At 72.3% G+C, this 13,798-nt stretch carries 11 protein-coding genes and 1 pseudogene; 5 read left to right on the top strand and 7 right to left on the bottom strand.

Going from position 1 to position 13,798, the window contains the following annotated elements; genetic code table 11:
• Positions 1-15: 15 nt before the first annotated feature.
• The 3 genes from KYY02_RS07445 to KYY02_RS07435 all read left to right on the top strand — a co-directional run bounded on the left by KYY02_RS07445 (position 16) and on the right by KYY02_RS07435 (position 3,401).
• Positions 16-717 carry a hypothetical protein gene (locus KYY02_RS07445; RefSeq protein ID WP_371236727.1) on the top strand — a complete coding sequence of 234 codons (702 nt, stop codon included), beginning with the start codon at positions 16-18 and terminating at the stop codon, positions 715-717.
• A 92-nt stretch (positions 718-809) separates the two neighbouring features.
• Complete coding sequence (locus KYY02_RS07440; RefSeq protein ID WP_371236726.1) at positions 810-1,625, top strand: DsbA family protein; 816 nt, start codon at positions 810-812, stop codon at positions 1,623-1,625.
• A gap of 90 nt (positions 1,626-1,715) precedes the next feature.
• Entirely contained in the window at positions 1,716-3,401 is a 1,686-nt protein-coding gene (locus tag KYY02_RS07435) for an alkaline phosphatase D family protein (protein ID WP_371236725.1), read from the top strand.
• 12 nt (positions 3,402-3,413) lie between these two features.
• Here KYY02_RS07435 and KYY02_RS07430 read toward each other — a convergent pair whose 3' ends face one another.
• Positions 3,414-3,989 (bottom strand): dienelactone hydrolase family protein, encoded by a 576-nt coding sequence (locus KYY02_RS07430; RefSeq protein WP_371236724.1) that lies wholly within the window; start codon positions 3,987-3,989, stop codon positions 3,414-3,416.
• A 107-nt stretch (positions 3,990-4,096) separates the two neighbouring features.
• Here KYY02_RS07430 and KYY02_RS07425 point away from each other — a divergent pair, with 107 nt between their 5' ends.
• Entirely contained in the window at positions 4,097-5,212 is a 1,116-nt protein-coding gene (locus tag KYY02_RS07425) for a mechanosensitive ion channel family protein (RefSeq protein WP_371236723.1), read from the top strand.
• 7 nt (positions 5,213-5,219) lie between these two features.
• Here KYY02_RS07425 and KYY02_RS07420 read toward each other — a convergent pair whose 3' ends face one another.
• From KYY02_RS07420 to KYY02_RS07395, 6 genes and pseudogenes are all read right to left on the bottom strand, one after another.
• Positions 5,220-5,960, bottom strand: coding sequence for an SDR family NAD(P)-dependent oxidoreductase (locus tag KYY02_RS07420; protein WP_371236722.1), 741 nt, complete (start codon positions 5,958-5,960; stop codon positions 5,220-5,222).
• Between the two features lie 105 nt (positions 5,961-6,065).
• Positions 6,066-6,620, bottom strand: a pseudogene (locus KYY02_RS07415) (cation:proton antiporter domain-containing protein); the annotation flags it as partial.
• A 59-nt stretch (positions 6,621-6,679) separates the two neighbouring features.
• Positions 6,680-7,171 (bottom strand): GNAT family N-acetyltransferase, encoded by a 492-nt coding sequence (locus KYY02_RS07410; RefSeq protein ID WP_371236720.1) that lies wholly within the window; start codon positions 7,169-7,171, stop codon positions 6,680-6,682.
• Entirely contained in the window at positions 7,168-8,112 is a 945-nt protein-coding gene (locus KYY02_RS07405) for an RluA family pseudouridine synthase (protein WP_371236718.1), read from the bottom strand. Before KYY02_RS07405 ends, KYY02_RS07410 begins: the two co-directional genes overlap by 4 nt.
• A 43-nt stretch (positions 8,113-8,155) precedes the next feature.
• Complete coding sequence (gene lspA / locus KYY02_RS07400; protein WP_371236717.1) at positions 8,156-8,752, bottom strand: signal peptidase II; 597 nt, start codon at positions 8,750-8,752, stop codon at positions 8,156-8,158.
• A 66-nt stretch (positions 8,753-8,818) separates the two neighbouring features.
• On the bottom strand, positions 8,819-9,364 hold the full coding sequence (locus KYY02_RS07395) for a TraR/DksA family transcriptional regulator (RefSeq protein ID WP_371236715.1): 546 nt from the start codon (positions 9,362-9,364) through the stop codon (positions 8,819-8,821).
• 1,169 nt (positions 9,365-10,533) lie between these two features.
• On the opposite strand from KYY02_RS07395, the gene ileS reads away from it, so the two are divergent.
• Positions 10,534-13,680, top strand: coding sequence for an isoleucine--tRNA ligase (ileS, locus tag KYY02_RS07390; RefSeq protein ID WP_371236714.1), 3,147 nt, complete (start codon positions 10,534-10,536; stop codon positions 13,678-13,680).
• The last annotated feature ends 118 nt before the right edge of the window (positions 13,681-13,798 follow it).

The following is a 13,798-nucleotide window of genomic DNA, read 5'->3' as shown; positions in this document are numbered from 1 at the left end:
ACACTCTTCACCGCCATGGACATATCCGGAACCCAGCTCAGAGCCGTGCGCGCGGCGCTGTTCACGGCCGTCGTCGTGACGCTCAGCACCGCGTCGCACGTGCTGCTGTCCGGGGTCCCGCTGCCGCTGAACACGGTGGCCCCGATCGCCGCCGCCGTGTTCGCGGCGGCGTACGCCCTGGCGGGTCGGGAGCGTTCCTTCGGGCGGATCGCCGCCCTGCTGATCCCGCTGGAGCTGGCCGCCGACACCGTCTTCACCACCGGCCAGCACGTCTGCTACGGCCGGATGGGCGGACCCGTGGCGGGCCCGCTGCGTTCCGTCGGCTTCGACGTGCTGTGCGGGGACGGCACCGGTGTGGGCGCCCCGCTCGCCCGGGCCACCGGGCACACCGCCGAGGGCGGCGACCGGCTGGCGACGCTGCTGGCCCAGGCCGATCCGGCGACCGCCTGGGCGCTGCTCGGCGCGCACATCGGGGTCGGTCTGTTCGCCGCCGCCTGGCTGCGCCGCGGCGAGCGGGCGCTGGCCCAGCTGCTGGGCGCGGTGACGGCCACGACGTTCCGGCCGCTGCTGCTCGCGGTCGCCGCGGTGACCGTGCGCCGGGCCCCGGGGACCATCCGTCCGGTCCGCCCGGTCCGCCGCACCGCCGTCGTCCGGACCCTGCTGCTCGCGCACTCCCTGGGGCGGCGCGGACCGCCGTGCTCCGCCACCTCCGCCTGAGGCGTCCCCGCCCCGGCGGCCCCCCGAGCACCAGCAGTCCCCCATACGTATCCCGCACACGGCCCGTGTGCGTCCCCCGTGGAGACATCACCATGAGCAAGCGGAACAGCCAGGCGGCGAAGACGGCGGCCCGGGAGCGGCTGCGCGTGGAGCGCGAGCGCCAGGCGAAGAAGGCGAAGGCCAAGCGGCAGCTCGTCGTCGCCCTGTCGGTCGTCGGCGTGCTGGCCGCGGCCGGCGGCATCGGCTACGCGGTCGTCCAGGCCAACCAGCCCGACCACTGGGAGTCGGCGAAGGACGCCAAACTCGTCAAGCCGGCCAACACCAGCGGCGAGAACGGCACGACCGTCGTCATCGGCGAGCCCGAGGCGAAGAAGACCCTCGAGCTGTACGAGGACCTGCGCTGCCCGGTCTGCGCCTCCTTCGAGCAGACGGTCGGCAAGACCATCGAGAAGGACGTCGAGGACGGCAAGTACAAGATCCGCTTCATAGGCGCCTCGTTCCTCGACCGCAGCATGACCGGCGAGGGCTCCAAGAACGCCCTGAGCGCCCTGGGCGCCGCGCTGAACGTCAGCCCCGAGGCGTTCCTCGCCTACAAGAGCGCGCTCTACTCGGCCGAGTACCACCCCGAGGAGACGGACGACAAGTTCAAGGACGACGCGTACCTGATCAAGATCGCCGACACGGTCGACGCCCTGGAGAACAACAAGGAGTTCCAGTCGGCCGTCGAGGACGGCACCTACGACAGGTGGGCGCTGGAGATGTCCGACGTGTTCGACAACAACGAGGACGTCCAGGGCACACCGACGCTGATGATGGACGGCAAGAAGCTCACCGGCTCCGACGGGCAGAACGCGCCCATGACGGTGGACGAGTTCAACAAGGCGGTCGACGCGGCCCTCAAGGCCTGAGCCCCGGCCGGCTGACGGCGCGCTGAAGAGCGGGCGAACTTTCACGGTTTCGCCCGCTCTTGCGTGTACCTGTCAGTAGCCTGATCGGCTGTGACCAGTCGACACAGATCATCCGAGAGCGTCGCCTCCGCCATCGCGGACACCGACTCCCTTTCCCCGCGCCGCCGTTCGGTCGTCAAGGCGGCCGCCGCCACCGCGGTGCTGGCCGGACCGTTCGCCGCCGCCCTTCCCGCGCGCGCCGCGACCGCACAGGCACCCGTCTTCCTGCACGGCGTGGCCTCCGGCGACCCGCTGCCGGACGGCGTCCTGCTGTGGACCCGGGTGACGCCGGTTCCGGAGGCGACACCCGGCTCCGGGCTCGGTCCGGACACCGAGGTGAGCTGGACCGTCGCCCGGGACAAGGCGCTCACCGACGTCGTCGCGAAGGGCTCGACCCTCGCCACCGCCGCCTCCGACCACACCGTCAAGGCGGACATCCGCGGCCTGCGGCCGGCCACCGACTACTGGTTCCGCTTCTCCGCCGGCGGCGCCGACTCCCCCGTCGGCCGCACCCGCACCGCCCCGTCCGCCGACGCCGCCGTGACCGGACTGCGCTTCGGCGTGGTCTCCTGCGCCAACTGGGAGGCCGGCCGCTTCTCGGCGTACCGCCACCTCGCGGCCCGCGGCGACCTGGACGCCTGGCTGCACCTGGGCGACTACATCTACGAGTACGGCACCGGCGAGTACGGCGCCCGGGGCGAGGTCGTCCGGCCGCACACCCCCGCCCACGAGATCGTCACCCTCGCCGACTACCGGCTCCGGCACGCGACGTACAAGACCGACCCCGACCTCCAGGCGCTGCACGCCAAGGCGCCGGTCGTCGCCATCTGGGACGACCACGAGCTCGCCAACGACGCCTGGTCGGGCGGCGCCGAGAACCACACCGAGGGCGCGGAGGGCGCCTGGGCGGCCCGCCGGAACGCCGCCAAGCAGGCCTACTTCGAGTGGATGCCGGTACGGCCCGCGATCGCCGGCACCACCTACCGCCGGCTCCGCTTCGGCAAGCTGGCCGACCTCTCGCTGCTGGACCTGCGCTCGTTCCGCTCCCAGCAGGTCCCCCTGGGCGACGGCAGGGTCGACGACCCGGACCGCACGCTCACCGGGCGCGCCCAACTGGACTGGCTGAAGGCGGGTCTGACGGCGTCCGACACCACCTGGCGGCTGGTCGGCACCTCGGTGATGATCTCGCCGTTCGCCCTCGGCTCCCTTCCCGCGAGCCTCCTCAAGCCGCTCGCGAAGCTGCTGGGCCTGCCGCAGGAAGGCCTCGCCCTCAACACCGACCAGTGGGACGGCTACACCGACGACCGTCGCGAACTCCTCGCGCACCTGCGCGCGAACGCCGTCCGCAACACGGTCTTCCTCACCGGCGACATCCACATGGCGTGGGCCAACGACGTGCCGGTGAACGCCGGCACCTATCCGCTGTCGGCGTCGGCCGCCACGGAGTTCGTGGTCACCTCGGTCACCTCCGACAACCTCGACGACATCGTGAAGGTCCCCGAGGGCACCGTCTCCGGGCTCGCCGCACCGCTGATCCGGGCCGCCAACCGCCACGTCCACTGGGTCGACACCGACCGGCACGGCTACGGCGTGCTGGACATCACCGCCGAACGGGCGCAGATGGACTACTACGTGCTGTCGGACCGTACGGCGTCGGACGCCACGGCGAAGTGGGCCCGCTCCTACCGCACCCGCAGCGGCACGCAGCGGGTCGAGCGCGCCCACGCCCCGGTCTGATCCGCGCCCGGATCAGTCCTCCAGGGAGTCGAGGAAGCCGAGCGCCACCCGCCAGGTGGCCTCGGCGGCCTCCTCGTCGTAGTCCGGCAGGTCGGGGTCGGTGTAGAGGTGACCGGCCCCCGCGTACCGGTACACCTCGACGTCGGCCCCGGTCCGGCCCATCCGCAGGTACCAGGCGGTGAGCCAGTCGTCGGTCTCGAACGGGTCGGGCTCGGCGACGTGCAGTTGCACCGGCAGTTCGTCCGCCGAGGCGCTCTGCGCGATGTCCGACGTGCCGTGCAGGAGCAGCAGTCCGCGCGCCCTGTCGTCGCCGAGCGCCAGCGTCTGGGCGACGGAGGCTCCGAAGGAGAACCCCGCGTACACCAGCCCCCGCTCGGAGTAGGGAGCGGCGGCCAGCACGGCCCGCCTCAGCAGCTCCTCCTTGCCGGTCCCGTCCTTGTACGCCATGCCCTCCTCGACCGTGTCGAACGTGCGGCCCTCGAAGAGGTCGGGCGTCCACACCTCGTGTCCGGCCGCGCGCAGCCGGTCCGCGGCCCGGTGCACCGCGGGCCGCAGACCGTAGGTCGAGTGAAAGAGCATGATGTTCATGCGGTCCATGGTGCCAGCCCGGTGTGAGGACGCCGGACCGCGGCGCTACCCGTGATCGCGTGGAAGTCACATGTTCATGTCCGCCCGGGCCGGTTAGGTTCGGGGGCATGGATGACGTGCTCCGCCCGTTGATCGTCGTCGGCGGCTCGGTCGTGCTCACACTGCTGCTCGGCTGGGCCACCGACCTGCTGCTGCGCAAGGCCGACGAACGCCACCACGAGACCCCGCTGTGGGGCCTGCTGCGCCGCGCCCGGGTCCCCTACCAGCTGGTGCTCTGCGCGATGCTGCTCAGGGGGTCGTACGACGAGGCACGGCTGTTGCCGGACCGCGAGGTCGCCCTCGGCCGGCTCCTGACCCTCGTGCTGATCGGGTCGGCCGCCTGGCTGGTGGTCCGGATCGCGGCCGCGGTCGTCGAGACCACGTACACCCGGTACGCCAGCATCCACCGCGAGCGGAACCCCGCCCGGGTCCGCCGGGTGCGCACCCAGGTGACGCTGATCCGGCGGGTGGTCTCGGCGATCGTCGGTGTGGTGGCGGCGGCCGCGATGCTGCTGACCTTCCCCGCGATGCGGGCGGCCGGGGCCTCGCTGCTGGCCTCGGCCGGCATCCTCGGCATCGTCGCCGGTGTGGCCGCCCAGTCCATGCTGGGCAACATGTTCGCCGGGCTGCAGATCGCCTTCGGCGACATGGTGCGCATCGGCGACACGGTGGTCGTGGACGGCGAGTGGGGCACGGTCGAGGAGATCACGCTGACCTTCCTGACCGTGCGCACCTGGGACGAGCGCCGGATCACCATGCCGGTGTCGTACTTCACGTCCAAGCCGTTCGAGAACTGGTCGCGCGGGACGCCGCAGATGACCGGCACCGTCTTCTGGCACGTCGACCACTCGGCACCGCTGGAGGCGATGCGCGACAGGCTCCGGGACATCCTCCGGGAGTGCCCAACCTGGGACGGCCGCGCCTTCAACCTGACCGTGACGGACAGCACCCCCAGCACCATGGAGGTGCGCGCCCTGGTGACGGCCAAGGACGCCGACGACATCTGGACGGTACGGGTCACGGTCCGCGAACAGATGATCCGCTGGCTGACGGTCGAGCACCCCTACGCCCTCCCCCGGGTCAACACGGCGGACGCGGTGCCCGTGCCCCGCTTCGACGGGTACCGCGTTCCCGACGGCGTACCCGCGGCCCGCCGTGCGCACCACCATCCCCGGGAACGCTGACCCGCCTTCAGTGGCCCCGTTCGGCCCCGCCGTTGACCTGGATGATCTGCGAGGTGATGTGCGCGGCGCCCGGGGAGGCGAGCCAGTGCAGGGTCGCGGCTACGTCCCCGGGCGTTCCGGCGCGTCCGTCGGACGTCTCGGCGATCAGCCGGGCCCGCCGCTCCTCGTCCACGCCGTCGCCGAAGAACCCGGTGTCCTCGATGTAGCCCGGCGCGACCACGTTGACCGTGATGCCGTGCGGCCCCAGTTCCCGGGCCAAGGCGTGGGCGTACGGATGCAGCGACGCCTTGGCCGCCGCGTACGACCTCCGTCCGGACCCCCGGTAGGCGGCGATGGAACCGAGGAACAGCACCCTCCCGCCCGGTTCGGCGAGCCGTTCCCTCAGGGCCTCGGTGAGCAGGACGGCGGTCAGCACATTGAGGCGGAAGTTGACCGTCCAGTCACGGGCCACCGCGTCGAGGGGGTCGTCGCCGCCGACGGGGGGTTCGAGGAGTCCGTTGCCGCCGGCGCAGTGGATCAGCACGTCCACGGCGCCGAACTCCCGGCCCACGAACCCGGCCGCGCCGCGCACGGCCTCCGGGTCGGCAAGATCGGCGGCGTACGTCAGGGCGCCCGGCACCTTCGCCCGCTCCAGCACGTGCCCGCGCCGTCCGAGCAGCAGCACCTGGTCCCCGTCGGCGGCGAACACCTGCGCGGCGGCCAGTCCGATCCCGGTACCGCCTCCGCTGATCACAACGTTCCGAGTCATGGGGCGATCCTAGGAACACGGAGCCCACGGCGCCGCGCAGCTCACCGCAGGCTGCGCACGTCCAGGTGCCGCAGCACCCGGTCCACGACCTCCGGATCCGCTCCGGCTCAGCCCGATCTGCAGGGTCGCGTCCCCGAGGAAGTCCATCAGCTTGTTGGCGCCCCAGCCCAGCGCGAGCCCGACCGCCACCGCCACCACGGCCGACAGCACCAGGTCGAGTCCGGCCTCCCGGGCCGAGAAGCCGCCGCTCACGGCGGCGGCGATCGCCACGTTGCAGAGGACGATCGCCGTGACGTCTTGAAGAGCCCCTCGCCCCCAGGATCGACACCAGCCGGCGCGGCAGCCCCGGCACGATCGTATGGGCGACGACGGCCACGCACAGCGTGGTGACGAGGACCAGCGCCACCGCGAGCAGCGGGATCGGTCCGGCGTTCGCCGCGAACTGCCGCCAGGAGGTCCGCCGTACGGCGGCGTGGAGCAGGGGCGGAAGCAGCAGCGGGAGGATCAGGTCGGGCGGGACGTCGACGTTCGGCACGAACTCCAGCAGGGCCGGTACGGCCCCGAGGACCGTCATCAGCACCGGCGCGGGCAGTCCCAGCCGTTCCCGGCCGGGGCGCTCACCACGGCCCCGAGCAGCAGGGTCAGCTGCTCCACGGTCACGTCTCCGGGCGGATCGACGATCAGCGGGCGGGACCCCCGCCCTGCCGCGTCGAGGCGCCTCACCCGGCCGTTCTCGGCCCCGGCGGCAGAACGCGCCGCATGGCACGGTGCGGCATCCCGGCGTCCGGGAACTCGGGGCCGTAGGCCTCATAGCCCAGCCTCGCGTAGAAATCGAGGGCGTGGGTCTGCGCGTGCAGGTCGACGGCGGCGAGGCCCTGCGCGCGGGCCGCGTCCTCGATGGCCCGCACCAGCGCCGCCCCGACCCCGAGGCCCCGGGCCCGGCGGACCACCGCGAGCCGGCCGAGCGAGCCGACCGCCGGGTCGCCGCCGTTCCTCGCCGCGGCGGCCTCGCCGTGCAGCAGCCGTCCGGTGCCGAGCGGTGTGCCGTCCCGCCCGGCCGCCAGCACATGGACGGCGCCGGTGTCGTGGGCGTCGTACTCGATGTCCTCGGGAACGCCCTGCTCGGCGACGAAGACCTCCTTGCGGACCGCGAAGCACGCCTCCCGGTCGGCGGACCCCTCCGCCACGCGGACCGTGAAGGCGGCGCTCACGCGTAGGTCTCCTCGCGGACCTGGTCCAGCGCCTGCCGCAGGTCCTGCGGGTAGTCGCAGGAGAACTCCGCCCACTGCCCGTCGCCCGGGTGCTCGAAGCCGAGGCGCACGGCGTGCAGCCACTGGCGGGTCAGCCGGAGCCGCTTGGCGAGCGTGGGGTCGGCGCCGTAGGTCAGGTCGCCGACGCAGGGGTGCCGGTGGGCGGCCATGTGGACGCGGATCTGGTGGGTGCGGCCGGTCTCCAGCTTGACGTCGAGGAGGGAGGCGGCGCGGAAGGCCTCGATGAGGTCGTAGTGCGTGACGGACGGCTTGCCCTCGGCGGTGACCGCCCACTTGTAGTCGTGCTGCGGATGGCGGCCGATGGGGGCGTCGATGGTGCCGCTGGTGGGATCGGGGTGGCCCTGGACGAGCGTGTGGTAGCGCTTGTCGACCGTGCGCTCCTTGAACTGGCGCTTCAGCGACGTGTACGCGTACTCCGACTTGGCGACGACCATCAGGCCGGAGGTGCCGACGTCGAGGCGGTGCACGATGCCCTGGCGCTCGGCGGCGCCGGAGGTCGAGATGCGGTACCCGGCGGCGGCCAGACCGCCGATCACCGTCGGGCCGGTCCAGCCCGGCGAGGGGTGGGCGGCCACGCCGACGGGCTTGACGATCACGACCACGTCGTCGTCGTCGTGCACGATCTCCATGCCCTCGACCGGCTCGGCGACGACCTGGACCGGCGCGGGCGCCTGCGGCATCTCCACCTCGAGCCAGGCGCCGCCGCTGACCCGTTCGGACTTGCCGACCACCGATCCGTCGACCGTGACCTTCCCCGCGGCGGCGAGCTCGGCCGCCTTGGTACGGGAGAAGCCGAACATGCGGGAGATGGCGGCGTCGACGCGCTCGCCCTCCAGGCCGTCGGGCACGGGCAGGGTGCGGATCTCGGGAATCGTGCTCACCCGTCGAGTATGCCGGACGGGGCCGACGACTCCGTACGCGCGTTCAGTCCTTGTGGACGGTGCCGTCCGGGTCGAGGCCCCGGAACGACAGCAGCACGATCAGGATGCCGCCGCACACGATCGCCGAGTCCGCCAGGTTGAACACGGCGAACCCCTTGGGCGCGATGAAGTCGACCACCGCGCCCTCGAAGACGCCCGGCGACCGGAAGATCCGGTCGGTGAGGTTGCCGAGAGCGCCGCCCAGCAGCAGGCCCAGCGCGATCGCCCACGGCAGGCTGTAGAGCTTGCGGGCGAGGCGGATGATCACCACGATCACGGACGCGGCGATCACCGTGAAGATCACGGTGAAGGCCTCGCCGAAGCCGAAGGCCGCGCCCGCGTTGCGGATCGCCTCGAACCTCAGCCACTCCCCGACCACCTCGACGGGCTCGTGGTGCTCCAGCCTGGCGACCACGATCATCTTGCTGATCAGATCGAGGGCGTACGCGAACACGGCGACGGTGAACAGCACGGCGATCCGCCGCTTGCCCCGGGGCCGCCCGGCCCCCGCCACCGTCTCCTCGGTGCCGGCCCGCTCCTGCTCCTCCCCGTCCGCGTCCGGGGTGTCCGGCGTACCGATGATGCGCTCCGCCTCTGCCACGTGAGTCCCTCAGCCTAGGTGCCTGACTAAAGGACGAGGGTACGGCACGCCCCGGGCGCCCGCCGGTCAGTACCGCCGCTCCTGCTTCTGCTTGCACTCGACGCACAGGGTGGCCCGGGGGAAGGCCTGCATGCGGGCCTTCCCGATGGGGTTGCCGCAGGTCTCGCACAGGCCGTAGGTACCGGCGTCGAGGCGCTGCAGGGCGCGCTCGAACTGACTGAGCATCTCGCGCGCGTTCGCGGCGAGCGCGAGTTCGTGCTCGCGCGTGATGTTCTTGGTGCCGGTGTCGGCGTCGTCGTCGCCCGCGCCGTCGCCGGGGTCCCGCATCAGGCCGGCCAGCGACTGCTCGGAGGAGGTGATCTCCTCGCGCAGCCGCAGCACCTCGGACGTCAGCTCGGCCCGCGCCCCCTCGGCCTCTTCCGGGGTCCAGGGATCCTCGCCCGGCCGTACCGCGAGGTCGCCCGGCTCCGCCGCGCCGATCCGGGCCTTGGGTACGGGGCTCTTCGCCGCCGTGGCCGTGCCAGGAGTCTTCTTCGCACCCACCGTCGTCACTCCCGTCTGCGCCGCGGCATCCACCGCGTCCGCGTCATCGGCCGTGCTGTGCCCGGCCACATCCTGTACGGGCCCGGCGGCACCGCCGCCCGAGCCCGGGAACCCGGCCTCTCGGCCCCCCGCGGGAACCGTCCCCGAACCGGCCCCCCGTCCCGAGACCTTCTTCCCCGCCCCGCCCCCACCAGGCCCGACCGCCTCGCCGGCCGCCTTCCCGGCCGTCGCCTTCCCGTCGGGGGCCTTCTTCGCAGGGGTCCTCCTCGTCGCGGACGCCTCCCCGGCGGCCGTCTTCCGCGCGGACGCCTCCCCCGCAGCCGCCTTCCGCTCGGCCACCCTCCCGGTCACGGCTCTCCTGGCCGGCGTCTTCTTCGCGGGCGCCTTCCTCCCGGGCACCGCGGGGAGCGGCTGCGCCGCCGTCCCGTCGCCGTGCACCGTGCGTGCCGTCGGCCCTTCCGCGGCGGCCGGCGCCTTCTCCGCCGCCTGCCCGGCGGGTGCCTTCCCCGCCGCCCCCCGCCCGGCGGGCGGCTTCGCCGCCGTCGTCCGTGACGCCGCAGCTCCGGCCGGCCCGCCCGCGTCCTCGGTCCCGCCGCCATGAGCGGGCCCGCGCCTGCCGGACGGTGCCGGCTGCTGTACGGCGGTCTTCTTCGCCACCATGGCCGCGGCCCCTTCACATATTGTGATCTTGCGCGCAAATCGTGTTGGGACGATAAATCGACTCGAGTCCCGCGGCAACGGGGCGCACCGCCCGGTTCCCTCGCCCCGCGGACGCCGCGCGGCGAACCTGCATGCGTTGTGCCCAGCTCCCCGCCGGGTATGCCACCGACACGGGCGTCCCTGGATCCGGACGGGCGCACTTCGCCATTCGGGGGAGGCCGGGTCGCACGGCGAGCGGGAATCCGGTCGGCCGCCGTCCCCGCCACGCCGTACACTGGGCGGAGCGAAAAGCGTGGATGGGGACGAGTAGCGGCGTACGCAGCCCAGAGCGACCCGGGGACGGTGTGAGCCCGGGGGCGAGCGCGACGTGAAGATCACCCCGGAGCCGCCGGAAGAAACCCCGCACGGGGCGGTAGAACCGGCATCGCGACCCCAATGAGGGGGCTCACCGGAGCACGCGTGGCGCCGGGGGCCAAGGAGGGTGGTACCGCGGGAGCGCGCCGACGGCGGCGCAGGGATCGACACAGCTCTCGTCCCTCCGGACGGAAGGCAGCAAGTCCGCCGGAGGAAGCCAGCTGATGACAACGCCGACGTACCGCCAGGTCCCCGCCCAGATCGACCTGCCCGCCCTCGAGCACGCGGTGCTCGACTTCTGGCGCGAGCAGAAGATCTTCGCCAAGAGCCTGGAGCGGTCCGAGGGACGCCCCGAATGGGTGTTCTACGAGGGTCCGCCCACTGCCAACGGCATGCCCGGCGCCCATCACATCGAGGCCCGCGTCTTCAAGGACGTCTTCCCCCGCTTCCGCACCATGCGCGGCTACCACGTGGCCCGCAAGGCCGGCTGGGACTGCCACGGCCTCCCGGTGGAGCTGGCCGTGGAGAAGGAGCTCGGCTTCTCCGGCAAGCAGGACATCGAGGCGTACGGCATCGCCGAGTTCAACGCCAGGTGCCGCGAGTCGGTGACCCGCCACACCGACGCCTTCACCGAGCTGACGACCCGCATGGGCTACTGGGTCGACCTCGACGACGCCTACCGCACCATGGACCCGGAGTACGTCGAGTCCGTCTGGTGGTCGCTGAAGGAGATCTTCAACAAGGGCCTGCTGGTCCAGGACCACCGCGTCGCCCCCTGGTGCCCCCGCTGCGGCACCGGCCTGTCCGACCACGAGCTGGCGCAGGGCTACGAGACGGTCGTCGACCCGTCCGTCTACGTCCGCTTCCCGCTCACCTCCGGCCCGCTGGCCGGCGAGGCCTCGCTGGTCGTCTGGACGACGACCCCGTGGACCCTGGTCTCCAACACCGCGGTCGCCGTCCACCCCAAGGTCACCTACGTCGTCGCGACGAAGGGCGCCGAAGGCGCGGAGAAGCTGGTCGTCGCCGAGCCGCTGCTCGCCAAGGCCCTCGGCGAGGGCTGGGAGGCCACCGGCCGGTCCTTCACCGGCGCCGAGATGGAGCGCTGGACGTACCGGCGCCCCTTCGAGCTGGTCGAGTTCCCCGAGCCCGCCCACTACGTGGTGAACGCCGAGTACGTCACCACCGAGGACGGCACGGGTCTGGTCCACCAGTCCCCCGCCTTCGGTGAGGACGACCTCAAGGTCTGCCGCTCCTACGGCCTGCCCGTCGTCAACCCGGTCCGCCCCGACGGCACCTTCGAGGAGGACGTCCCCCTGGTCGGCGGCGTCTTCTTCAAGAAGGCCGACGAGAAGCTCACCGCGGACCTGGAGGAGCGCGGCCTGCTCTTCAGGCACATCCCGTACGAGCACAGCTACCCGCACTGCTGGCGCTGCCACACCGCGCTGCTCTACTACGCGCAGCCGTCCTGGTACATCCGCACCACCGCCATCAAGGACCGGCTGCTCCAGGAGAACGAGAACACCAACTGGTTCCCGGACACGGTCAAGAACGGCCGCTACGGCGACTGGCTGAACAACAACATCGACTGGGCGCTGTCCCGCAACCGCTACTGGGGCACCCCGCTGCCGGTCTGGCGCTGCGAGGACGGCCACCTCACGGTCGCCGATTCCCGCGCGGAGCTCACCGAGCTCACCGGCACCGACCAGTCGGAGCTCGACCCGCACCGCCCGTACATCGACGAGGTCACCTTCGCCTGCCCGACGTGCGCGAAGACGGCCACGCGCGTGCCGGAGGTCATCGACGCCTGGTACGACTCGGGTTCGATGCCGTTCGCGCAGTGGGGCTACCCGTACAAGAACAAGGAACTGTTCGAGGCCCGCTACCCGGCGCAGTTCATCAGTGAGGCCCTCGACCAGACCCGCGGCTGGTTCTACACGCTGATGGCGATCGGCACCCTGGTCTTCGACAAGTCGTCGTACGAGAACGTCGTCTGCCTCGGTCACATCCTCGCCGAGGACGGCCGCAAGATGTCCAAGCACCTGGGCAACATCCTGCAGCCGATCCCGCTCATGGACCAGCACGGCGCCGACGCGGTCCGCTGGTTCATGGCGGCCGGCGGTTCCCCGTGGTCGGCCCGCCGGGTGGGCCACGGCACGATCCAGGAGGTCGTCCGCAAGACGCTGCTGACGTACTGGAACACGGTCGCCTTCCAGGCCCTGTACGCCCGCACGTCGAACTGGGCGCCCTCGGCGGCCGATCCGGCCCCGGCCGACAGGCCCGTTCTCGACCGCTGGCTCCTTTCCGAACTGCACGCGCTCACCGACCAGGTGACCCAGGCGCTGGAGGGATACGACACCCAGCGCGCCGGCAAGCTGCTGTCCGCGTTCGTCGACGACCTGTCCAACTGGTACGTCCGCCGCTCCCGCCGCCGCTTCTGGCAGGGCGACAAGGCCGCGCTGCGCACGCTGCACGAGGTCGTCGAGACGGTCACCAAGCTGATGGCCCCGCTGACCCCGTTCATCACCGAGCGGGTCTGGCAGGACCTGATCGTCCCGGTCACCCCGGACGCCCCGGAGTCGGTCCACCTGTCCTCCTGGCCCGAGGCGGACCTGTCCGCGATCGACCCCGAGCTGTCCAAGCAGATGGTGCTGGTGCGCCGGCTCGTGGAGCTGGGCCGGGCCACGCGCGCGGAGTCGGGCGTGAAGACCCGCCAGCCGCTGAAGCGCGCGCTGATCGCGGCGGGCGGCTTCGCCGACCTCGGCCCCGAGCTGCACACGCAGATCACGGAGGAGCTGAACGTCGAGTCGCTGGCGTCGCTGTCCGAGGTGGGCGGCTCGCTGGTGGACACCACGGCGAAGGCCAACTTCCGTGCGTTGGGCAAGCGGTTCGGCAAGCGCGTCCAGGACGTCGCCAAGGCGGTCGCGAACGCGGACGCCGCCGCGCTCTCCCTGGCGCTGCGCGAGGGCACGGCCTCGGTGGAGGTCGACGGTGAGACGATCACCCTCGCCCCCGAGGAGGTGATCATCACGGAGACCCCGCGCGAGGGCTGGTCGGTGGCGTCCGACGCCGGTGCCACCGTCGCCCTCGACCTGGAGATCACCGAGGAGCTGCGCCGCGCGGGCCTGGCCCGTGACGCGATCCGGCTGATCCAGGAGGCCCGCAAGAACAGCGGCCTCGACGTGGCCGACCGGATCGCCCTGCGCTGGACGGCGACGGAGCCGGCCACGGTCACCGCGCTGGCGGAGCACGCGGAGCTGATCGCCGACGAGGTCCTCGCCACGGACTTCGCCCAGGGCGAGGCGGACGACACGTACGGGACGGCGTTCACGGACGAGGGCCTGTCCCTGACGTTCCGCCTGCGCAAGGCGTAAGGGGACGTACGCCGAAGGCCGGTGTCCACCGATTTCTCCGGTGGACACCGGCCTTCGGCGTTGCGTACGTCGGACATCACGCCTGAGCCCGAACAGGCGCCGCACACCCCGTGAACAC

The organism is Streptomyces pimonensis, assembly GCF_041380215.1.
Lineage (GTDB): Bacteria > Actinomycetota > Actinomycetes > Streptomycetales > Streptomycetaceae > Streptomyces > Streptomyces pimonensis.
The sequence above is the reverse complement of the archived record's forward strand: the minus strand, read 5'-3'. Positions and strand labels throughout refer to the sequence as shown.

Coding starts and splice junctions, on each gene's coding strand:
- KYY02_RS07445 (WP_371236727.1), top strand. CDS start 16: ATGGACATATCCGGAACCCAGCTCAGAGCCGTGCGCGCGGCGCTGTTC.
- KYY02_RS07440 (WP_371236726.1), top strand. CDS start 810: ATGAGCAAGCGGAACAGCCAGGCGGCGAAGACGGCGGCCCGGGAGCGG.
- KYY02_RS07430 (WP_371236724.1), bottom strand. CDS start 3,989: ATGAACATCATGCTCTTTCACTCGACCTACGGTCTGCGGCCCGCGGTG.
- KYY02_RS07425 (WP_371236723.1), top strand. CDS start 4,097: ATGGATGACGTGCTCCGCCCGTTGATCGTCGTCGGCGGCTCGGTCGTG.
- KYY02_RS07420 (WP_371236722.1), bottom strand. CDS start 5,960: ATGACTCGGAACGTTGTGATCAGCGGAGGCGGTACCGGGATCGGACTG.
- ileS (WP_371236714.1), top strand. CDS start 10,534: ATGACAACGCCGACGTACCGCCAGGTCCCCGCCCAGATCGACCTGCCC.